The organism is Parabacteroides sp. CT06, assembly GCF_002257605.1.
In the GTDB taxonomy this organism is placed as follows: Bacteria; Bacteroidota; Bacteroidia; order Bacteroidales; family Tannerellaceae; genus Parabacteroides; species Parabacteroides distasonis.
This window is the reverse complement of record NZ_CP022754.1, coordinates 2,788,121-2,810,061: the sequence shown is the minus strand read 5'-3', so window position 1 is coordinate 2,810,061 and position 21,941 is coordinate 2,788,121. Positions and strand designations below refer to the sequence as shown.

The 21,941-nt window shown below is 44.2% G+C and carries 16 protein-coding genes; 11 read left to right on the top strand and 5 right to left on the bottom strand.

Annotated elements, in window-relative coordinates; genetic code table 11:
* Positions 1-30 precede the first annotated feature (30 nt).
* From CI960_RS12200 to CI960_RS12160, 9 genes are all read left to right on the top strand, one after another.
* Positions 31-969 carry a glycosyltransferase family 2 protein gene (locus tag CI960_RS12200; protein ID WP_005855759.1) on the top strand — a complete coding sequence of 313 codons (939 nt, stop codon included), beginning with the start codon at positions 31-33 and terminating at the stop codon, positions 967-969.
* Between the two features lie 46 nt (positions 970-1,015).
* Positions 1,016-2,197, top strand: coding sequence for an oligosaccharide repeat unit polymerase (gene wzy, locus CI960_RS12195; protein ID WP_094582362.1), 1,182 nt, complete (start codon positions 1,016-1,018; stop codon positions 2,195-2,197).
* The gene (locus tag CI960_RS12190; RefSeq protein WP_005855763.1) at positions 2,194-3,276 is read left to right on the top strand and encodes a glycosyltransferase family 4 protein; all 1,083 of its coding nucleotides are present in this window, start codon (positions 2,194-2,196) and stop codon (positions 3,274-3,276) included. Before wzy ends, CI960_RS12190 begins: the two co-directional genes overlap by 4 nt.
* A gap of 347 nt (positions 3,277-3,623) precedes the next feature.
* A complete protein-coding gene (locus tag CI960_RS12185; protein ID WP_005855765.1) occupies positions 3,624-4,619 on the top strand; it encodes a glycosyltransferase family 4 protein in 996 nt (331 codons plus the stop codon).
* Positions 4,620-4,621: 2 nt separating this feature from the next.
* On the top strand, positions 4,622-6,739 hold the full coding sequence (locus CI960_RS12180) for a bi-domain-containing oxidoreductase (RefSeq protein WP_036628673.1): 2,118 nt from the start codon (positions 4,622-4,624) through the stop codon (positions 6,737-6,739).
* Positions 6,721-8,307 carry an alginate lyase family protein gene (locus tag CI960_RS12175; protein WP_008780274.1) on the top strand — a complete coding sequence of 529 codons (1,587 nt, stop codon included), beginning with the start codon at positions 6,721-6,723 and terminating at the stop codon, positions 8,305-8,307. Before CI960_RS12180 ends, CI960_RS12175 begins: the two co-directional genes overlap by 19 nt.
* A 61-nt stretch (positions 8,308-8,368) precedes the next feature.
* Complete coding sequence (wecC, locus tag CI960_RS12170; protein ID WP_005855781.1) at positions 8,369-9,574, top strand: UDP-N-acetyl-D-mannosamine dehydrogenase; 1,206 nt, start codon at positions 8,369-8,371, stop codon at positions 9,572-9,574.
* A 29-nt stretch (positions 9,575-9,603) separates the two neighbouring features.
* Positions 9,604-10,764 carry a non-hydrolyzing UDP-N-acetylglucosamine 2-epimerase gene (gene wecB, locus CI960_RS12165; protein ID WP_036628675.1) on the top strand — a complete coding sequence of 387 codons (1,161 nt, stop codon included), beginning with the start codon at positions 9,604-9,606 and terminating at the stop codon, positions 10,762-10,764.
* Positions 10,761-11,951, top strand: coding sequence for a glycosyltransferase family 4 protein (locus CI960_RS12160; protein ID WP_005855785.1), 1,191 nt, complete (start codon positions 10,761-10,763; stop codon positions 11,949-11,951). The genes wecB and CI960_RS12160 overlap by 4 nt, the downstream gene beginning before the upstream one ends.
* Before the next feature lie 195 nt (positions 11,952-12,146).
* On the opposite strand, the gene ndk is transcribed toward CI960_RS12160, so the two are convergent.
* Both ndk and CI960_RS12150 read right to left on the bottom strand, forming a co-directional pair.
* On the bottom strand, positions 12,147-12,608 hold the full coding sequence (gene ndk / locus CI960_RS12155; RefSeq protein ID WP_005855787.1) for a nucleoside-diphosphate kinase: 462 nt from the start codon (positions 12,606-12,608) through the stop codon (positions 12,147-12,149).
* A 224-nt stretch (positions 12,609-12,832) separates the two neighbouring features.
* Positions 12,833-13,462 carry a master DNA invertase Mpi family serine-type recombinase gene (locus CI960_RS12150; protein ID WP_005855789.1) on the bottom strand — a complete coding sequence of 210 codons (630 nt, stop codon included), beginning with the start codon at positions 13,460-13,462 and terminating at the stop codon, positions 12,833-12,835.
* 208 nt (positions 13,463-13,670) lie between these two features.
* Here CI960_RS12150 and CI960_RS12145 point away from each other — a divergent pair, with 208 nt between their 5' ends.
* Entirely contained in the window at positions 13,671-16,520 is a 2,850-nt protein-coding gene (locus CI960_RS12145) for a bifunctional fucokinase/fucose-1-phosphate guanylyltransferase (protein ID WP_009017771.1), read from the top strand.
* Between the two features lie 222 nt (positions 16,521-16,742).
* The gene (locus CI960_RS12140) at positions 16,743-19,301 is read left to right on the top strand and encodes a DUF5686 and carboxypeptidase-like regulatory domain-containing protein (protein WP_005855793.1); all 2,559 of its coding nucleotides are present in this window, start codon (positions 16,743-16,745) and stop codon (positions 19,299-19,301) included.
* A gap of 8 nt (positions 19,302-19,309) precedes the next feature.
* On the opposite strand, the gene dinB is transcribed toward CI960_RS12140, so the two are convergent.
* From dinB to CI960_RS12125, 3 genes are all read right to left on the bottom strand, one after another.
* A complete protein-coding gene (dinB, locus tag CI960_RS12135; RefSeq protein WP_005855795.1) occupies positions 19,310-20,371 on the bottom strand; it encodes a DNA polymerase IV in 1,062 nt (353 codons plus the stop codon).
* 90 nt (positions 20,372-20,461) lie between these two features.
* Positions 20,462-21,226, bottom strand: coding sequence for a peptidylprolyl isomerase (locus CI960_RS12130; RefSeq protein WP_005855798.1), 765 nt, complete (start codon positions 21,224-21,226; stop codon positions 20,462-20,464).
* A 5-nt stretch (positions 21,227-21,231) separates the two neighbouring features.
* The gene (locus tag CI960_RS12125) at positions 21,232-21,903 is read right to left on the bottom strand and encodes a peptidylprolyl isomerase (protein WP_005855801.1); all 672 of its coding nucleotides are present in this window, start codon (positions 21,901-21,903) and stop codon (positions 21,232-21,234) included.
* Positions 21,904-21,941 lie beyond the last annotated feature (38 nt).

The following is a 21,941-nucleotide window of genomic DNA, read 5'->3' as shown; positions in this document are numbered from 1 at the left end:
AAAGTAAAAAATGTTTAATAAATATAACAAATGACACCTGTAATTTCTATTATTGTTGCTGTTTACAAAGCGGAATCCTGCTTGCGGCGTTGTGTAGACAGCCTGCTAGCACAGACTTTTCAAGACTATGAAATTTTGCTGGTAGATGATGGGAGTCCCGATCGTTCCGGAGAAATTTGCGACGAGTATGCCCGGAAGGACAATCGTGTCCGTGTATTCCATAAAGAGAATGGTGGAGTAGCGTCCGCTCGACAGTGTGGAATGAACAATGCAAGAGGCGAGTACGTGATACACGCTGACCCAGATGACTGGGTGGAACCGAATATGCTGGAGGAACTATACGGAAAGGCAAAAGAAGAAAATGCAGATATGATAATTTGTGATGTATGGCGGGATACTTCCAAGAAATCTACTTACGTGAAGCAACGGTTATTTATATTAGAGCATTGTGTGATGCTAAAAGATGTGTTCCAGCAGCTGCATGGCAGCTGCTGTAACAAGCTCGTTAAACGAGCTTGTTACAGCAAATATGATGTGAATTTTCCGGAAGGGTTGTCATATGGAGAAGATACTTATGTCAGTGTATGCCTGTTGGCACATCCTATAAAGATGGCATATGTACCAAAAGCATTTTATCATTATGTCCAAAATGTAAATTACAGCTCGTTAACACGTCGTCCTGTGAAAATTTTGGTAGAGCAATGTGAAAAACTCTGCGATTTACTTCGTTGCAAATTATCAGAGAATCAATTTAAAGAAATTTATCCTGCTTTACGATATAGGCAAGCATGTGTTATCCTAACATCTGCAGGAGAAAATCCATACATCGTAACATTTAAAAAAGATTTTGAAGGTGTGAGAAAAGCTATTCTTCATCAAAACTTCTCTTTTAAGAGGAAGACTCTTTTTTGGATAGCATTCTATATATCACCTTATATTGCACGTTTTTTTTATACTTTTTGTCGTTAACTATTGTTGAATCTTATCATAAACAGTTAGCAATTTTATTAGTTTTATGTCTGATGTCTCAAGAATAGATACATATGGTGCAAAGCTAGTTTTACTGCCATATATGTTGGCAATAATTGGCAGTTGTTTGTATACCATTATATTGGGAGTGTATAACGGGGATTTCATACAACGTGATGTGTTATTTCCGTTACCTGCTTTGTTGGTTATAGCTGTATTGACTATCATTCCTTATATAGGTATATATGGATTGTATAAACGGTATAGGTCTAAAGAGACAGAAAATGTACCCGATAAGTTCAAGGTTGCGATAATTCGCAATATTACATGGCTTTTATTGTTGGTTCATATAGGTCTACTCTTTACTGGATATGGCCAAATGGGAACTTCGATAGAAATAGACGGCGGATTTTTTTCTTATATCCGTTCGGCTTTCTTCAAGTTGATGGTACGTCCATGGGTTATTGCTTATTTGCTGATTTCCAATAGCCGTAAAAATCTTGCTGTAACTGTTCTTTTGTTTTCTATTCACACGATTCTTGCTCATTCTTTAGGAGGGTTCTTTATTCTATTACTCATCTTATTGTTTAGGCAAGGCAAGAAGGTGAAATCTTTTGTGAAGCGAAATTTATTGTTTGTATTAGCGATACTCTATTTGGTTCCGATTGTTGTCTCTTCCGCTTATAATGTTCGTGCACAATTAAGGGGACAAGGAGGGATGAGTGAAACTTCAAACATGGATATAATGGTTGGGAAATTATGTGGACGAATAAGTAGTTTTTCCAACAGTGCCTATATTTTACAGAACTCGTCACAAAATGTTTATGATTTGGAATTAATCCCCGATTTTTTTTACTTTTATGATACATTACATTATTGGGGATACAGACCTGAGTTTAAGAGTACTGGATTCTATGTGGAAGAGCAAATAAAGCATTCAAAATTAGAAAACAGTTCAACTATGCCTGGTGTCATAGGGGTTTTAATAATGTCATATGTTAAATCTCCTTACATATTTCTTTTTAACCTGTTTCTGATGACTTTTCTTCTTATTATAATATTTAATCTAACAAAGAGGATAGGATTTCCAAATGCTTCTGGAATTGCTTATATTTTAACAATAGAGTTTGCTACAAGTGGAGATATTTCAGCTCTTTCTAATACTATATATACCCTGCTGATAATATGGTTTACATTGTCTATATCAAACATAATAATATGGAAATGAAAAAGAAAAAGAAAAAGAAAGTACTTGTGTTATATCCATCGGGGAATTATCTATATCCTACGACAGGAGGAGAGTTATATGATTCTTATCTTTTTAAAAGAATACTTTTTTCAGGACAGATAGATATGTCCTTTTTTACAAAAGATCATACTAGACGCATTAATAAGTGGTTGTTGCCTGCATACATACTCTGGTCGTGTAGGAGAATCGGTTCATACGATGCTGTATTCTTAAATAGCGGTTGGTTTGCTCAATCTATTTGGCTGCTTTATTTTTTCAGAATATTTTATCCTAAGTTGAAAGTCTATGTTATTCATCATCATTTTCGGTACCAAGAAATGTCTGGAATAAAAAGACAATTACAGTACATGTTGGAATGGCTGGGATTGGGTGTGTCTTTCGCTATTATAACTCCCAATCCATATACGCATTCCTTGATAAAGCAGATGAGACCAGATAGTCGTACTGTTTTTCTCGAAATGGCATTCAAGAAAAATGTTCCAACATGTTCTTGCTATGTGTTGAAACAGTTATTATTTGTAGGTACTGTATATCAACGGAAAGGACTTTTATATTTACTGGAGGCAATAGGACAGATGTCTGAAAAGGAAAGATCTGGTATTCATTTGGATATTGTGGGGGATCTTTCTCAAAAAAAATACTATAAATGTCTGTTGTCTTTGGTTCACTTATATGGGCTGGAGGATATTGTAACTTTTGTAGGGCGTATATCAGATGAAGAATTGAGGTCATATTATTCTCGAGCATATTGTTTTGTATTTCCATCTTTACTGGAAGGTTATGGTATGGTATTAATTGAGGCTATGTCTTACGGACTACCGGTTATAGCGTTTGATAATTCAGCTATACCTTTTACAGTAAAAAATGATAGGAATGGCATATTAGTGAGGAATAAAAGCATATTGGATCTAAAAAAAGCCATTTTGAAACTGTGTGTAGATACAGATTACCATCGGAAATTGTGTGATGGTGCTCTAGATACTTATCGCAATGCTCGTTCTCTTTCTGATTTGGATATAGATATAGAAAATTTTGTAATAAAGGAACTAATAAACTAAATCAATATGGAAGTAATGTTGGAGTATTAAATTTATTATAGTATAATGGTGATTGTGAAATTATAAGGCAATTATGCATGAAATTTTATTGGCGTATGTTTTTGAGAAAAACTTTAAAAATTGCATGAGAAGTCAGAATTTTATTCTCGATAAAATTATATTGGATACCTGCTAATATTAAAATTATAATTGATTTTTAATAGAATTTAGTTTAGGGCATAGTAAAGTGCTCTTTAAAAAGGGTGTTACTTAATTTAGTACTAACGTAAAAGTGTCTTTAAAAAGAGGTGTTATCTAAATTGAATATTAACAAATAAGTGATGATTTGAATTTATTAGAACGGAATTATGAAAATATGTTTCTTTTGTAAGATATCAGATAAGAGTAAGCTATTTATAGTCGAATTCTATAATCAGGATATTAAAATCTTAAAAAAAATAGATCCCAGTTTGACGATAGCTACTAAATATAGTGAAATAGATTGGAGTGCAGATGTAATTTTTGTTTGGTGGTGGACATATGCCTTTTTTCCTGTAGTTGTTTCAAAGCTGTTGAGGAAAAAAGTTGTAATAACAGGAACTTTTAATTATAAGTGTCCAATGGCTGCTTCGGATTACTATAGAAGACCGTTATTAGAAAGGTTATTGATTAAATTTTCTATTAAATATGCAAATGAAAATATTCTAGTCTCAAGAAATGAGTATGAACAAATTTATAAAGATTGGAATCTTAAAAATATAGTATATTCTCCACATTGTATAGATACTGTAAAGTATTCAAGGGGAATGTATTGCAATAGAGGAAATGAATTGTTTACTATTTGTTGGACAGGAAAAGAAAATGTGAAACGAAAATGTTTGTATGAGATTATAGATTCGGTTGAATTATTGAAAGATAAGTTAGATATGCATCTTAATATTGCAGGACATAAAGGAGATGCTTTTGATGAAGTGAAGAAATATATATCAGAGAAAGGTTTAAATGCTTATATTAGTATTTTAGGTGAAATCTCAGAGAAGGAAAAATTGTGTTATTTGAAAAGCTGTCGTTTCTATTTACAACCTTCACGATATGAAGGGTTTGGGTTAGCTATTGCGGAAGCTATGAGTTGTGGGACTGTAGTCGTAACAACAGATGTTGGAGAAGTTCTAAATGTTGTTGGAAATGCAGGAATAATAATAAGGAATACATTACCGGAAACTATTGCTAATGTTATAGAGGATTATTGGAATAATGATTTAGAGAGTATTAGTATTGCGGCTCATAGTAGGATTGAAACATTATTTTCAATGGCAAGAAGAGAAAAAGATATAATGAATGTTGTGAAAAAGTATAAAGAATAATTATGAAACAGATTATTCAAGATATAAAATCAGGGCGAACTGTGCTTGAAGAAGTACCAGTTCCTCAAGTAAGAGCAGGTTATGTTCTAGTTAAAACGTCTCGTTCTTTAGTATCCTTGGGAACGGAGCGTATGCTCGTGGAGTTCGGAAAGGCGAACCTGATTGATAAGGCACGGCAACAACCGGATAAGGTGAAGCAAGTTTTGGACAAGATAAAGACGGATGGTTTGCAACCGACACTGGAGGCCGTGTTCAATAAGCTAGGGCAGCCTTTACCTTTGGGATATTGCAATGTCGGACGTGTGGTAGCTGTAGGGAAAGGTGTCGCGGAGTTCAAGGTGGACGATCGGGTGGTCTCGAACGGGAACCATGCGGAGTTTGTTTGCGTGCCGAAGAACTTGGTGGCGAAGGTGCCGGATGATATAACGGATGAGGAGGCGGCCTTTACGGTGATTGGCTCGATTGGCTTGCAAGGAATCCGCTTATTGAATCCTCAGTTGGGCGAGACGGTCGTGGTGGTCGGTCTGGGATTGATCGGTTTGGTGGCGGCGCAGTTGTTGAGAGCGAACGGCTGTAAGGTTATCGGGGTGGATTTTGACCAGCAGAAGGTGGATATGGCCGCCTCGAAGGGAATCGTGGCCGTTAATCCGGGCAAAGGTACGGATCCGGTAAGGTTCGTGGAGGATTATACGGGTGGTATCGGTGCGGATGGTGTCTTGATCACGGCCTCCACGCAAAGCCATGAGGTGATCCATCAAGCGTGTGAGATGTCCCGTAAGCGGGGACGGATCGTGTTGGTGGGTGTTATCGGATTGAATATGCGAAGGGATGACTTCTATAAGAAGGAGTTGAGTTTTCAGGTATCTTGCTCGTACGGGGCCGGACGTTATGACGAGGAATATGAGAACAAGGGGCATGATTATCCGTTGGCTTATGTCCGCTGGACGGAAAAGCGTAATTTTGAGACGATACTCCACGCGATCTCTTCCGGATCGTTGGATGTCAAGTCGTTGATAACGGAAGAGGTTGACTTGGTGGATTATGAGGAGATTTACGGCGATATGCGCAAGAAAGGATCGATCGCCTCTATATTGCGGTTTCCCGCTGATTCAAAAATGGAGTCTGTTGTCTCTATCGGCAATAATACCTTTGTGAGTGGAAAGGGCAAGATCGGGATTATTGGGGCGGGCAATTATACCTCCGCCATGGTCATACCTTGCTTGGCTAAGGCCCACGCTAGAATCAAGTATATAGCGAGTGCCCAAGGATTGTCCGCCAAGATATTGGCGAGGAAGGCGGGGGCGGAGAACGCCACGTCGGACTATCAAAATATATTGAAAGATCCGGAGGTGGATTTGGTGATGGTCACGACACGCCATAACCTGCATGCCCGGATGGTGATAGAGGCTTTACGGAATGGGAAAAGCGTGTTCGTGGAGAAACCGTTATGCTTGAATGAGACGGAATTGGATGATATTATACGGGCTTATCAAGGGGCTCCTGAGGGCACGACCTTGACGGTTGGTTTTAACCGGCGTTTCTCTCCGTTCGCCGAGAAAATGAAGCGATTGCTAGGTGACGGACCTAAAAATATAGTGGCGACGATGAACGCCGGATTTATCCCGCAAGAAGTGTGGGTACACGATCTAGAGATAGGTGGAGGGCGGATCATTGGTGAGGCTTGCCATTTTATCGATCTATGTTCCTTCTTGGCGGGCTCGGAGGTCGTGGCGGTCTGCATGAATGCGTTAGGCGAAAATCCGGAGGAGAATACGGATAATGCCAGCATATTGCTTCGTTACGCAAATGGGACGAACGCCGTGATCAATTACTTTGCGAACGGCTCGAAATCGTACGCGAAGGAACGTGTGGAGGTTTTCTCTCAGGAGAGGGTCTTGGTCTTGGATAACTGGCGTAAATTGACCGGGTATGGTTTTAAGGGTTTCTCTTCGATGAAGGCCGGTATGGATAAAGGGCAAAAACGTCAATTTACGTTGTTGAATGAACGTATCCGGGAGGGCGGTAAGCCTTTGATTCCATTTGGGAGTATATTGAATACGACGAAAGCTACTTTCGCTTGCATTACGAGCTTGAAAGAGAGATGTTGGGTGAATCTCTAAAATTATATATTTCTACTCTTCGGAACTTGAGATCTCGCCAAGTTCGTTATCAAGTCTGGTATAGGCTACGGGCATATATTAGGAAATACAGGAGCTTTCGGTATGTATTGTCATTACCGAGAGTGGGACATCCTTTGTCTTTTAAACTTTTCATCTCGAAATATACGGACTTGGATAGTGTTACGGGGCATTTCTCTTTCTTGGGTAAGGAATCCGCTTTTCTAGGATGGAACGATGAGAGCTTTGGTAAGTTATGGTCCTATAATCTAAATTATATGGACTACCTTCATCAAGAAACTATATCTTTCGAACAGGCCGTTTGCTGGATCGATAAGTTTGTCGATGAAATAGAGGGGAATAGGAATGGTCTGGAACCTTATCCGATCGCTTTACGAGGCATCAATTGGATCAAGTTCCTGTCGAAATATCATCCTTATATTCCGGCAGAGAATAAGCGAGAATGGGACTCCTCCTTGTATGCCCAATATAAGATTTTACTGGATAATCTGGAATATCATCTTTTAGGGAATCACTTATTGGAAGACGCTTTCTCCTTGTTATGGGCCGGGCTTTATTTTAAGGATGAGTCGATCTATCAAAAGGCGAAAGACCTATTATTTAAAGAGCTGGAAGAACAACTCCTTCCGGATGGTGCTCATTACGAGCAATCACCGATGTATCATTGTATATTGTTGGATCGGTTGCTGGATTGCTATAATGTCTCTATGAATAATTTGCGGTTTATAGGGCAGGAAGGTCTGAATGAACGCTTACGGGAGAAGGCTAGTAGCATGTTGGGACATTTAGCCTCTGTGGTTTATAAAGATAATACGATACCTCTCCTGAATGATTCCGCTGAGGGAATCGCGCCTTCTCCGACTCAATTGTTTGCATACGCTAAGCGATTGGATATGGATTGGGAAAAGCTTCCGATGGAAGCGTGTGGCTATCGAAAATTGATGGCGGGCCATTGGGAGGCTATCGTGGATGTTGGAGACATAAGGGCCTCTTACCAACCCGGCCATTCGCATGCGGATATGTTCAATTATGAGTTGCGGATAGGGGGTAAGCTTTTCGTTATAGATACCGGAATTTCTACGTATGAAAAGACAGCCCGTAGGCAATACGAGCGTGGCACGGCAGCCCATAATACGGTGATGATAGGGGATAAGAACTCTAGCGAGGTATGGGGAGGCTTTCGTGTGGGGAGGCGGGCAAGGGTGACGCTTCTTAAAGATTCTCCGAATGAGGTGGAGGCTTGGCATGATGGCTTTGGCTCATTGGGTAGGCATCGGCGAAAATTTACGATTGATAAGGATTGTTTTAGGATAGAGGACTCTGTCTCAACTGGCGTGAAAGCCGTAAGCTTGATCCATCTGGCTCCGGATGTGGAGATCATGTCTTGTTCACGGACTGAGATCGTGACGAATATCGCAGCGATAAGAGTGGCCGGCGCATCCTCTGTCGAGATTGTAGATGACCAAGTGTCATTTACGTATAACCGTTTTCACCTATCTAAGACAATTCGTATTCATTTTGTGAAGAGACTTTCTTATACAATCGGTTGATCGTTGTTGGACCATTCTTGATCTGCCTAATATCTTACTTAAAAAATAATACATAATTCTTATGAAAGCATGTTTCATGGGTTTGGGCTATATTGGCCTGCCCACGGCTATTATTGCCGCAAAGCACGGGGTGGATATCGCCGGCGTGGATATCAACGCCCAAGTGGTGGAGGTTACCAACCAAGGGAAATTGCATATCATCGAGCCGGGTATGGAGGAGATGTTGCGGGAGGTGCTGGCCTCCGGACATTTCAAGGCTTACACCGAGCCTCGGGTGAGCGACGCTTATTTCATGGTGGTACCCACTCCCTTCAAGGGGGATCATGAGCCGGACGTATCGTTCGTGGAGTCGGCTACCCGTATGGTGCTTCCTTTGTTGAAGGAGGGGGATTTGTACGTGATCGAGTCTACCTCGCCAGTGGGAACGACCGAACGGATGGCTAGGTTGATTTTCTCGGAGCGGCCGGAACTGGAGGGCAAGATCTATATCGCTTATTGCCCGGAGCGGGTGCTTCCGGGTAACGTGATCCATGAGTTGGTGCATAACGACCGGGTCATCGGCGGCATGGACGAGGCCTCTACCCGTAAGGCGATGGAGTTCTACGGCCAGTTCGTGAAGGGTACGCTTCACCCAACGAATAGCAAGACGGCCGAGATGTGTAAATTGACCGAGAACTCAAGCCGGGACGTGCAGATCGCTTTCGCCAATGAGCTGTCGTTTATCTGCGATAAAGCGGGAATTAATGTGTGGGAGCTGATCGATTTGGCGAACAGGCATCCCCGTGTGAATATCTTACAGCCGGGTTGCGGTGTTGGTGGTCATTGCATAGCGGTGGACCCTTATTTCATCACGGCGGAGTTTCCGATGGAGAGCCGTATGATCTCGACGGCCCGTGAGACGAATAATTACAAGGCTTTTTGGTGCGCTGAGAAAGTGAGGAACGCCATGCTACGGTTTGAGCTGAAGCATGGGCGTAAGCCGGCGGTGGCAATGATGGGCTTGGCTTTCAAGCCTGATATCGATGACTTGCGCGAGTCTCCGGCCAAGGGAATAACGACGAAGGTGTTGCAATCGTGCAACAACGCTGACATCATGGTGGTGGAGCCGAACGTTTCGGAGCATAAGCTGTTTAAGTTGACCCCTTATAAGGAGGCCTATGAGAAAGCCGACATCGTGGTTTTCTTGGTGAATCATAGGGAGTTTGCGGGGTTGAATTATCGGGATGACGTGGAGGTGCTGGACTTTTGCGGGACATTCAAGAAATAATCGTTCGCTAAATAGAAGAATACGCTGTAATGAGGAAAATAATGTTAGTCTTCGGGACCCGTCCCGAGGCGATCAAGATGGCTCCGCTGGTGAAGGAGTTCCAGAAACATCCGGAGTCGTTCGAGACCATCGTGTGCGTTACCGGACAGCATCGGGAGATGTTGGATCAAGTGTTAAAATTGTTCGAGATCACGCCGGATTATGATTTGAATATCATGAGGCAGGGTCAGGACTTATATGACGTGACCGCCCGTGTCCTTACCGGTATGCGTGACGTGTTGCGTGAGGCGACACCCGATGTCGTGCTGGTGCATGGGGATACCACCACGAGCACGGCGGCCGCCTTGGCCGCTTTCTACCAACAGATACCTGTAGGTCATATAGAGGCCGGCCTTCGTACCCACAACATCTATAGCCCATGGCCGGAGGAGATGAACCGGCAGATTACGGGGCGTATCGCCACGTATAATTTCGCACCCACGCGGTTGAGCAAGCAAAACTTGATGCGAGAGGACGTGAGTCCGGACTCAATCTTGGTTACCGGCAATACGGTGATAGACGCCTTACGGCGAGTGGTGCGTAAGATAAAGACGGACGCTGAGTTGGACAAGGAGCTGGAAGGCGTGCTTTTACGCTCCGGGTATGATGTGAACCGTCTGGTTGAGGGTAAGAGACTGGTGTTGATCACGGGTCATCGCCGGGAGAACTTTGGTGATGGATTCATCCATATGTGTACCGCTATCAAGGACTTGACCCGGAAGTATCCGGAGGTGGATTTTGTCTATCCTATGCACTTGAATCCCAATGTGCGCAAGCCGATTCATGAGGTATTCGGTGAGGATCTTTCTCATTTGGAGAATATGTTCTTCATTGAGCCATTGGAATATCTGTCATTTGTTTATCTGATGGAGAAATCTACGATAGTGCTGACCGATAGCGGCGGTATCCAAGAGGAGGCCCCCGGCTTGGGCAAACCCGTGTTGGTGATGCGTGATACGACCGAGCGTCCGGAGGCTCTCGCGGCAGGTACGGTGAAACTGGTCGGTACGGACTATGACAAGATCGTGAGCGAGGTCTCGGCGTTGCTTGATGATACGGCTTATTACGATGCGATGAGCAAGGCGGTCAATCCCTATGGCGATGGATTGGCTTGTGGAAGGATCGTGGAATTTTTGAACCGGAAGGAATGAGGGTCTTGATCGTTTCTCCCTCTTATCTTCCGGAGATCGGTGCGGCACCCTCACGCATTACGAACATGGCGGAGGGACTGTCCGGCTTAGGGATAAAGGTGGATGTGTTGACTTGCTTACCCAATTATCCCAAGGGACGTATCTTTGATGGATATAGGGGGGCTTTTTCCAAGACAGAGGATGTAAACGGGATAACGGTCTTCAGGTACTGGACGTATGCCTCGATCTCGAGGAGGCCGTTGGTCCGTCTTGCCAGTATGTGCTCTTTCGCCACGACCCTTTGGTGTTTCGCTCTCAAGCGTAAGCATATAAAATCTTATGATAAGGTGATCATCCAGACCCCTCCTGTTTTGGCGGCGGCCTCGGCCATGTTGCTTTTTCGTTGTTGCTACCGGAAAAAGGTGGTACTGAACGTCTCAGACCTTTGGCCATTGTCGGCCGTGGAGCTGGGGGCCATGAAAGAGGGTGGCGTTTATCATAGGGTGATGGGGCGTATCGAGCGGTTCCTTTATCGTAAGGCCACGGCCTGTCAAGGGCAGAGTAAGGAGATCGTGGATTATATAAAACGGTATGAGCCGGGCAAGGCCTCGTTCTTGTATCGGAATTTGCAGCATCGTTTTGTTTTACCGAATCAACCCCCTTCTTCTCGAAAGCCTTTCAGGATCGTCTATGCCGGTTTACTGGGCGTGGCGCAGAATATATTGGAGTTGATAGAGTGTGTCGATTTTAAAGGGATGGGAGCGGAGCTTCATTTATTTGGAGGGGGCAATCAAGCCTTGGAGATAGAGGATTATGTGAGAACACATGATAGAGGTGTCTTTTATCATGGCTCTTTGCCCAAGGAACGGATGCGTGAGGAGCTTACACGTTACCATGCCTCCATTATCCCCTTGACGGTTCGTATAAGGGGGGCGGTACCTTCTAAATTATTTGATTTGCTACCGTTAGGCGTTCCTATCTTGTTTTGCGGAGGCGGCGAGGGCGAGGAGATTGTAAAGGAGAATCAGTTGGGCCTTGTCTCGGCCCCCGGAGATTATGAGCGACTTTCTAAAAATATACAAGCCATGAGCCACTTGCCGGATGAGGAGTATCGACAGCTAAAAGCGAACTGCTTAAGATTATCCCAGACGACTTTCTGTTTTGAAAGGCAACTGGAGGTGTACAAACGTTTTTTATCGGCTTTCTAATTTCAGGATGAAATCCCTTAAACATTTTGCAGGGATGCCCTGTTATAGATATAGTAGTGTGTTTTTCATGGTATTAGATTTTTAGATTAGTAATTAGGTTGTTCATTCAGTTCGGGAGAATAGGATGTTGGTTTCTAAATATGAGAGCCGGAAAGGTGAGAATGATTTCTCTCGTTTCCGGCTATTCTTTTTTATTTAAAACTCGTCATTGGCGTAAAGACTCAATAGGTTTTTCAGCTCATAATCGAATATCTCGTCATCCTTGAAGAAGCGTTTCAATTCGATCTCGGCTGTCTCCGGTGAGTCTGATGCGTGTACGATATTCTCTTGTACGCTCATACTATAATCTCCCCGTATCGTACCGGGAGCGGCGTTTCTACCATTGGTAGCGCCGGCCAAGGTTCTTACTACATGTATGGCATCTACCCCTTCCCAGCAACATACAATTACCGGGCATACACTCATTGCGTCCTTGATACGTTGGAAGAAAGGCTTTTCTTTCAGGTGGGCGTAGTGCTCACTCAAGATCTCGTCAGTTAGCCAAACCATCTTCATGCCGGCCAGACGGAGTCCCTTCTTCTCGAAACGGTTTACGATTTCACCGATCAGCCCTCGCTGAACGGTACAAGGCTTTAAAATAACCAATGTTTTTTCCATAAGATTTATATTAAAAGATTAAACAAATGTTTGATGTCTTGAATACATGTTAACCTTGCGGCGTTTTATGAATGATAGAGGAATAAAGGATGAAATGTTTTTTAGGATATTTCAAGTATATTTCTATCTTATTCCTCCGCAAGTTAATGGGAATAAACAAATAAACGAGCGATAAGTCTGCTAAACTAAACTAATTTAACATACGTTAATTATTGCTTGAGTTGTTAATCCTTCTGTATTCTTTTCCATTTCCGTGGAATTTCCGGATGAGTCTTGAGAAATTCCCTCAAGGTTTGCCGGTTTACTCCCAGTTTCTTGCTGATATATACTTTAGTCTTATGTTCTTTAATATACTGCAAGATCATCTCTTCCTTACCTTTTAGCTTACAGGCTTCCGGTCGCTCTCCTTTTGGACGGCCCAGTTTGGCACCTTGCACTTTTTTCCGAGCCAACGCTTCTTTCGTTCGTTGCGAAATCAGGTTGCGTTCAATTTCGGCGCTTAGGCTAAATGCGAATGCCAAGATTTTACTGTTAATGTTATTTCCGAGTTCGTAACCTTCCTTTACCGTAAATACAATGATGTCTCTTTCCATACATTGATGAAGGAAGCTCATAACTTGCATAAGATTACGTCCGAGACGTGACAGTTCCGTCGTGATCAGGATGTCGCCTTTACGTATTTGCTTTAATAATTTACCAAGTTGGCGATCGGCGATTACTTTTGTCCCGCTGATCGTCTCATCTACCCACCTGTCGATTCTCATGTTCCTCGATTTTGTGAATTTCTCAATCTCGAATCGCTGGTTTTCAGTAGTTTGTTTGTCTGTACTGACTCTTACATAACCGTATACCATATGTCCTATATTTAATTAAACAACAACCAAGATACTGGAAACGGATTGATTGATAGTGTGTTTTAGTAAAAACAAACTTTTTTATGGGTGTGTTAAAGAAGTTGAGTGGGTTTGAACTCCATACAAATTGTAATAAAAAGGGTTAATGGATATCCGTATAGAAAATTTAAGTTACTTTTGCTTTCGAAAAATAAGAAGGAGTCTTAGAATGATCATGGGTATGAAAAAGTTATTGTCTTTACCTCCAAATTTGGTTGATTGTTTCCATGCGATAGAGCATGTAAGTACAGAGGAATGGTTTTGCACCTCGGATCCGGTAGGTGCCCGCTTGGGATCCGGGGGAGGAACGACTTGGTTGTTGGAAGCCTCCCGGCGAAAAGAGGCCCCTGATGTATCCGTGGAGGAGTGGTTGGGACAGGAGAAGCGTATCTTGTTGCATGCCGGAGGGCAAAGCCGCCGTTTGCCCGGATATGCGCCATCCGGGAAAATATTGACTCCGATCCCTGTGTTTCGCTGGGCAAGAGGGCAGAGGTTATCCCAGAACTTATTGTCTTTGCAATTACCTCTTTATGAACGGATCATGAAAAAGGCGCCGGAATCGCTTCATACCTTGATCGCTAGCGGTGACGTATATATCCGTGCTAACCAGCCTTTGCAGGAGATTCCTGAGGTAGATGTGGTTTGTTACGGTTTATGGGTCGAGCCTTCGTTGGCCAAGAATCACGGGGTTTTTGTATCGAGCCGTAAGTCTCCGGACACTCTGGACTTCATGCTACAGAAGCCTTCGTTGGAAACTTTGGGGGAATTGGCGGGTAGTCATTTATTCTTGATGGATATCGGTATCTGGCTGCTAAGCGACAAGGCGGTGCGGTTATTAATGAAACATTCCTATACCGAGGATGGCAAGGCGATGAAGGCGTATGATTTATATGCTGAATTCGGGTTGGCCTTGGGGAAGAATCCACGTATCACGGACTCGGAGTTGAATCAGCTTTCAGTAGCGATTCTGCCGCTTCCGGGTGGAGAGTTCTATCATTATGGAACTAGCCGTGAGTTGATTTCCTCTACATTGGCGGTACAGAACTTAGTTAGGGATCAACGTGCGATCATGCAGCGTAAGGTGAAACCACATCCCGCCATGTTTGTGCAGAATGCGGTGTTACACCAGAAATTGACCGCTGAGAATTCGGAATTATGGATAGAGAATAGTTATATCGGTGAGAATTGGACGTTACGTGGGCAGCAAATTATAACGGGTGTTCCGGAGAATAATTGGAACTTATCCCTGCCGGAAGGTATCTGTGTAGATGTTGTCCCGGTAGGGGAAACCAATTGGGCGGCAAGGCCCTATGGTTTTAATGACTTGTTTAAAGGGGCCTTGTCTGATGTGTCTACCTTGTTTATGGGGAAACCTATCTTGACTTGGGCGATGGAGCGAGGTATCACCTTGGGAGGGAATGAGGATATACAAAACGCACCTTTGTTCCCTGTTTGCCAAACCGTGGATGAGCTGGGAAAAGTGCTGCGCTGGATGATTACGGAGCCGGATAGGGAAGAGGGAAAGCATATTTGGCTTTCCGCCCGAAAATTATCGGCGAATGATTTGTCCGATCAAGCGAATTTACGCCGTTTAGTAGCTCAGCGAGAAGTTTTCCGTAAAAAAGACTGGTCATTATTGGCCGCTAATCATGAGAAAAGTGTATTCTATCAATTGGATCTTTCGGATGCGGCGGAAAGCTTCGCCAAAGACAAGATTGTCTTACCGAAAGCCCTTCCCGAGGATAATCCGTTGATGAAAAGGATACATAATCATATGTTCCGTTCTCAGGTGATGAAGATCTCGGGGGTAGCGTATAAGGAGGAGGAGCAAAAGGCTTTCGCTTTGTTGCGGGAGGGGCTGGTCGGTTCCGTCCTCGGAAGTAAGCAGCAGCCGTGTTTGAATGTCTATCGGGACCAGATCGTATGGGGACGTAGTCCGGTACGTATCGATTTGGCAGGTGGGTGGACAGATACGCCGCCCTATTGCTTATATGCGGGTGGAAACGTGGTGAACGTGGCGATCGAGTTAAACGGGCAACCACCACTACAAGTCTATATCAAGCCTTCCGATACCCATAAGATTATCCTTCGCTCGATCGATCTGGGAGCGATGGAGGTTATCTCTTCATGGGATGAGCTTCGTGATTATAATAAGGTAGGATCGCCGTTTTCCATCCCGAAAGCGGCTTTGGCCTTAGCGGGATTTGTCCCGGAATTCTCGGCGGAGGCTTATGCTTCTTTGGATGTCCAGCTGGAAGCTTTTGGTAGCGGGCTGGAGATTACCTTGTTGGCGGCGATACCGGCGGGTTCCGGTTTAGGCACTAGCTCGATCCTCGCGGCTACCGTGCTGGGCGCTATCTCTGATTTTTGTGGCTTGGCTTGGGATAAGAATGAGATCGGAAACCGCACCTTGATTTTAGAACAATTGCTGACTACCGGCGGGGGATGGCAAGATCAATACGGTGGTGTATTGCACGGTTTGAAACTCTTGCAAACGAACGAGGGTTTTAATCAGAATCCTTTGGTACGTTGGCTGCCGGAATATTTGTTTACTGATCCGGAATACCGGCCTTGTCATCTTCTTTATTATACGGGAATTACTCGTACGGCGAAAGATATTTTGTCGGAAATCGTACGGGGTATGTTCTTGAATAGCGAGGCGCATTTAGGTCTTTTGTCCGAGATGAAAGCCCATGCGCTCGATATGTACGAGGCGATCCAATGCGGAGACTTCGTGACTTATGGTAAATTGGTCGGAAAGACTTGGGAGCAAAATAAGGCACTCGATTCCGGAACGAATCCGGCGGCGGTGGAAGCTATTATCTCCAAGATACAGGCTTATGCCTTGGGATATAAACTTCCGGGAGCAGGCGGTGGTGGTTACTTATATATCGTAGCGAAAGACCCGGGTGCGGCCCTGCAAATCCGAAAGATATTGACTCTTTCTCCACCCAATTCGAACGCCCGGTTCGTGGAGATGAGCTTGTCGAATAAGGGGCTTCAGATTAGTCGTTCGTAGGTTCGTGCCACGCCGGTATAGGCGAGGGCACACGCCAGTATAGGTGTTGGCTTACGCTGGTATAGATACAGGCCTATGCCTATACTGCTGAGGGGCGTTGCGTATATACGTGTGTATTTTTGCCTGTTTTGTTGCTAATTGGAATATATTGCATGTGTTTTGGAACATTTATATAAATGATCCTGTTGTACTTTTGCGGAGTTTAATGAGGTGTCAGATCTGATGGGGAAGAGAATTGTTTTTATATGGCTTTTATTGGCGTTCGCTTGGGTAGCGAAGAGCCAGAACTACATGATAAAAGGAATCGTGACTGATTCCATTACGGGAGAACCTTTGCCTTATGTGGCTGTGATTTTGAAGGGAACTACGATAGGTGCTACGACAGATCTGGATGGGGCTTTTACGCTTTCCTCTTCATCTAAGGTACGTACTTTACAGGTCTCTTATTTGGGTTATACGGAGAAAGAATTGAAATTCGTTCCGGGTAAAGCGGAACATTTGAAGATTCAGCTAGCTCCGACAAGTATTAATTTGTCGGAGGTGATCATCAAGCCGGGAAAGGAAAGATATCGGAAGAAGGATAATCCTGCGGTTACCTTTATCAAAAACGCTATCGCACGTCGGGAGAGCAACGATCCTCGTAATCATGATTATTTTCGGTATGATCAATACGAGAAGATGGTCTTCGCTATGAACGATTACCAACCGAAACCGAAAAAGGATGGAAAGGCGGGAAAGTTTGACTTCTTGACTGAGTTTATCGATACGTTGGAGGTGGGAAAGACGATCTTGCCGGTATCCGAACGTGAGAAAATCCAGACCGTTTATTATCGTAAAGACCCGAAGACGGAAAAGAGGGTCGTTCAGGCTACGAAAGCGGCTGGTGTGGATGAGGTCTTCTCACGAGACGGTATGCAACAGTTCTTGAATGAGGTATTCCGGGAAGTGAATATCTTCCAGAATGATATTCCTTTGTTCTTGAACCGTTTCGTAAGCCCTATGTCTACGATGGGACCTAACTTCTATAAATATTATTTGCTAGACACGGTGGAGGTCGCCGGACAGAAGTGTGTGGATTTGGGTTTCGCTCCGTTTACTCCGGAGACGTTCGGCTTTACGGGACATCTTTTTATCACGTTGGATTCTACTTATTTCGTGCAGAAGGTTAAGTTGAATGTCCCGAAGAAGATCAACTTGAATTTTGTCGGTGGAATGACGATCGAGCAGACTTTCGACCGTGCCCCGGATGGGACTCGTATCATTACGAAAGATGATATCAACGTGGACTTCAAATTGACGGAGAAATCGAAAGGAATGTATGCCCGCCGTTTGAATATCTATTCGAATCAAGCGTTTGAGGGACCCGATGATCCTAAAGTATTCGAGGAGAGCGCACCTATTATTATACCGATGGAAGCTTATCGCCGTTCGGCGGATTTCTGGGAGGAGAATCGTCCTACTGAGGCGGGAACTCGCAAGCAGAATAACGTGGAGTTGCTAATGGCGAAACTTCGTTCCGTTCCTATTTTCTATGTGACGGAGAAGGTTGTTTCGATCCTTACCTCCGGTTATATCGCGACGAATAAGATTCCGGCGAAGAGCAAGTTCGAGTTTGGCCCGATGAACACCTATATCAGTGGTAACGCGATTGAGGGGGCCCGCTTCCGTGTCGGTGGAACCACGACAACGGCGTTCAGTAAACGTCTTTTCTTGGATGGTTATTTGGCTTATGGATCGAAAGACCGCAAGTTGAAATATGATGGTATCGTAGAATATTCTTTTATCGATAAGAAGGATTATCGGAAAGAATTTCCCGTGCATTCTATTCGCTTCGAGTACCTATATGATATCAACCAGTTAGGTCAGCAGTATATGTATACCAACAAGGATAATATGTTCTTAGCCTTGAAGCGGCAGAAGGATACACGTGCCACCTATTTAAGGAATATGGAACTGACCTATTACCGTGAACATTATAACGGCTGGGCTTATGGGGCGGTACTTCGGAATTTTAAGGAATACTCAACCGGTTACGCTGCGTTCGACCGTATCGGTCCGGATGGCCAGATCACGGCTACCGATTCCTACCGGATGTCGGAAGTGGAGTTTAAGTTCCGTTTTGCCCCGAATGAGAAATTCTACCAGACTCGTAATTACCGTTATCCGATTACGCTTGACGCACCGGTATTCACCTTGAACCATACGATGGCTTTCCAAGATGTATTAGGTAGTTCGTATGATTATCAGAAGACGGAGATCGGTATCCAGAAACGCTTCTGGTTCTCTGCTTTCGGTTATGTGGATATTCTCGCTAAAGCAGGTAAAGTTTGGACAAAAGCCCCTTATCCTTTGTTGATCTTGCCAAACGCAAACTTGTCGTATTTGGTGCAACCGGAATCTTATACGAATATGAATGCGATGGAGTTCATCAACGATGAGTACGCTTCGTGGGATATTACTTATTTCATGAACGGAGCCTTGTTGAACCGTATCCCGCTTATCAAGAAGTTAAAATGGAGAGAGGTCTTTTCTTTCCGGGGTATGTTCGGACACTTGACGGATAAGAATAATCCGTATATCAGTGAGCAGAATGAGGGCTTGTTCTTATTCCCGCAGGGCTCTTACCTGATGGACCCGTCTACTCCTTATATGGAGGCGGGTGTCGGTATCGAGAATATCTTTAAGTTCTTGCGTTTGGATTATGTATGGCGTCTGACCTATAAGGATCATCCGGGCATCCAGACAAAGGGTATACGTTTTATGATGAAGCTATCCTTCTAGGGCAAGTATTATTTCCAGTCGCTGAACTCAAAACTTAATTGTTCCCAACGGTCTTTCGTATGAGGCTCCTCTTTTACGGGATTAGATACGGATAGGCCGATCAGTCGGATGGGATGCTCGGTATATTCCACTTCTTTCAGTAATTCCTTGGCCAAGGGAAGGATCTTATCTAAGGTTGTTAACTCTTCCGGACGGCTGAGGCTTCTCGTGATTTGGTTGAAATCATGGAACTTGACCTTTAAGGTCAGTGTGTTTCCCTTGAATCCGGAACGTTCCAGCCTGCCGATAAGTTCGGTCGCTACGTGATAAAGCTCGATGATAACAGAGGATTTGCGGGAGATATCTTTTTCTAGCGTATGCTCGCAACCTACCGACTTCCGGATTCGTACCGCTTCTACGGGACGGTTGTCTATACCTCTGGCAAACTCATAATAAAGTATTCCCGCCTTTCCGAACTGGCGGGTAAGCATCTCCCCCGAACATTCCCGTAATTGCAGTCCGTTGTGGATACCGAGCGTATGCATTTTTCGGGCTGTTACGGGACCTACTCCCCAGAAAGACTCGATGGGAAGACGGGCTATGAAATCGAGGGCTTGGCTTGGGTGAATGGTACATAATCCATTGGGTTTTCGATAATCCGAGGCTATTTTCGCTAGAAATTTGTTGTAGGAGACTCCCGCTGACGCTATCAGGTTCAAGTTTTCCCAGATCCGTTTCTTGATCTCCTTGGCGATATCTACAGCGAGAGAGATGCCTTGTTTATTATCGGTGACATCCAAGAAGGCTTCATCCAAGGAAAGGGGTTCTATGATATCCGTATAATCGTGGAAGATCTCGTGGATCTGGCGTGAGACGGATTTATATACGTCCATCCTTCCGTGTACGAATATCAGGTCCGGGCATAAACGTTTGGCTTTTTGAGACGCCATGGCGGAACGTACCCCATATTTCCGGGCCTCGTAGCTAGCGGCGGCTACTACGCCTCTCTGCTCCGCATGCCCGACCGCTAGGGGTTTTCCTCGCAACTCCGGATGGTCTCGTTGTTCCACCGAGGCATAAAAGGCATCCATATCGATATGTATGATCTTTCTCAAGATAGCTCTTTTATTACTGATATTCGCGATAAGCCCCTTCGTCGGTTTATGAAGCCGATAACCGCATTATAAGATCTCTACGGAGTTAATGACGATATTCTCGGTCGGACGATCTTGCTTGTTGGTCTTGGAGGACTGTATGGCGTCTACGACATCCATGCCTTCTACCACTTCGCCGTAAACCGTGTATTGATTGTCGAGGAACGGTACGCCACCTACATTCTTGTAAGCCTCACGGAGTTCCGGGTTTAACTTTACCTCGTCTTTCCGCTTCTCGGCCTCCAGCTCGGTCTTGCCGATCAAGGTATCACGAAGGATCGCCAGTTCTTCCTTGTTACCACTGCGATAGAATTCCATGATCTTAGGCTTGTTCTCGTTTTGCAGGCGGGCGAATATCTCTTGTTTCAGACGGCCTTCCAGTTGCTTTTCCATCTGGTTCAACTCTTGTTCCGAATACTTTTTCCCCGTTACGATATAGAATTGGGAGGCGGAAGAGGCCTTTTCCGGGTTCACTTCGTCTCCGGTACGTGCGGCGCAAAGGGCTCCTTTCTTATGGAAATATTTCGGGTAACGGAATTCGGCGGGAACGGTATAGCCCAGATCGCCCGCTCCCAGTTGCTTGTTCATTGGGGCATCCTTGGAAGTTACGTCACCTCCTTGTATCATGAAATCCTTGATCACACGGTGGAACAGCAAGCCGTTATATTGCCCTTCTTTTACCAACTTGATAAAGTTATCACGATGTAATGGCGTGTCGTTATATAATTTCAGCTTTATATCTCCTTTGTTGGTGTGCATAAGCACCCTTGTCTCAGTTGCTTGATTTTCCATTTTACTTATTTTTCTATGAGTTTCATTGACTTGATCTTTATGTTCTTCGTGGGCCTGTCTTCGGCGTTCGTCTCGACGAACTGTATCTTATCCACGACTTTCATACCCTGTATAACCTCTCCGAACACCGTATAGTTGCCGTCCAGATGAGGCGTTCCGCCTTCCAGCATATAGGCTTCTTTTTGCTCCGGCGTAAACTCGATGCCTTTCTCCTTGGTCATCTTATCTAGCTCCATCTCCGTAAAGAACTTTCCGGTCACGATATAGAATTGAGTCGCTGATGAGGCCTTCTCGGGATTCTCCTCATCCGGGGTACGTGCGGCACAGAGCATTCCCCGCTTATGGAAATATTTCGGATACACGAACTCGGCGGGGATGGTGTAATCTAGATCTCCGTCGCCCAGATGTGCGTCCAAGGGAGCGTCTTTCGAGTTGATATCGCCTCCTTGTATCATGAATTGCTTGATAACCCGATGGAACAATAATCCATCGTAACGGTGTTCTTTTACGTTCTTGATAAAATTATCCCTGTGCAACGGCGTGTCGTTGAACAGTTTCACCTTAATCTTACCCATATCCGTATCAATCAGCACCAATGTCTCAGTCTCTTGCGCATGCAGCGGGCATAGCGAAAGCATAAATACCGAAACAAACAACATCGTAAGAATCCGTCTCATATTTATTTCTATTAGTTTTAGATGGACAAAAATAAGAA

Coding starts and splice junctions, on each gene's coding strand:
- wzy (WP_094582362.1), top strand. CDS start 1,016: ATGTCTGATGTCTCAAGAATAGATACATATGGTGCAAAGCTAGTTTTA.
- CI960_RS12150 (WP_005855789.1), bottom strand. CDS start 13,462: ATGGTATACGGTTATGTAAGAGTCAGTACAGACAAACAAACTACTGAA.
- CI960_RS12145 (WP_009017771.1), top strand. CDS start 13,671: ATGATCATGGGTATGAAAAAGTTATTGTCTTTACCTCCAAATTTGGTT.
- ndk (WP_005855787.1), bottom strand. CDS start 12,608: ATGGAAAAAACATTGGTTATTTTAAAGCCTTGTACCGTTCAGCGAGGG.
- CI960_RS12125 (WP_005855801.1), bottom strand. CDS start 21,903: ATGAGACGGATTCTTACGATGTTGTTTGTTTCGGTATTTATGCTTTCG.
- CI960_RS12130 (WP_005855798.1), bottom strand. CDS start 21,226: ATGGAAAATCAAGCAACTGAGACAAGGGTGCTTATGCACACCAACAAA.
- dinB (WP_005855795.1), bottom strand. CDS start 20,371: ATGGATGCCTTTTATGCCTCGGTGGAACAACGAGACCATCCGGAGTTG.
- CI960_RS12140 (WP_005855793.1), top strand. CDS start 16,743: ATGGGGAAGAGAATTGTTTTTATATGGCTTTTATTGGCGTTCGCTTGG.
- CI960_RS12190 (WP_005855763.1), top strand. CDS start 2,194: ATGAAAAAGAAAAAGAAAAAGAAAGTACTTGTGTTATATCCATCGGGG.
- CI960_RS12160 (WP_005855785.1), top strand. CDS start 10,761: ATGAGGGTCTTGATCGTTTCTCCCTCTTATCTTCCGGAGATCGGTGCG.
- CI960_RS12200 (WP_005855759.1), top strand. CDS start 31: ATGACACCTGTAATTTCTATTATTGTTGCTGTTTACAAAGCGGAATCC.
- CI960_RS12185 (WP_005855765.1), top strand. CDS start 3,624: ATGAAAATATGTTTCTTTTGTAAGATATCAGATAAGAGTAAGCTATTT.
- wecC (WP_005855781.1), top strand. CDS start 8,369: ATGAAAGCATGTTTCATGGGTTTGGGCTATATTGGCCTGCCCACGGCT.
- wecB (WP_036628675.1), top strand. CDS start 9,604: ATGAGGAAAATAATGTTAGTCTTCGGGACCCGTCCCGAGGCGATCAAG.
- CI960_RS12180 (WP_036628673.1), top strand. CDS start 4,622: ATGAAACAGATTATTCAAGATATAAAATCAGGGCGAACTGTGCTTGAA.
- CI960_RS12175 (WP_008780274.1), top strand. CDS start 6,721: ATGTTGGGTGAATCTCTAAAATTATATATTTCTACTCTTCGGAACTTG.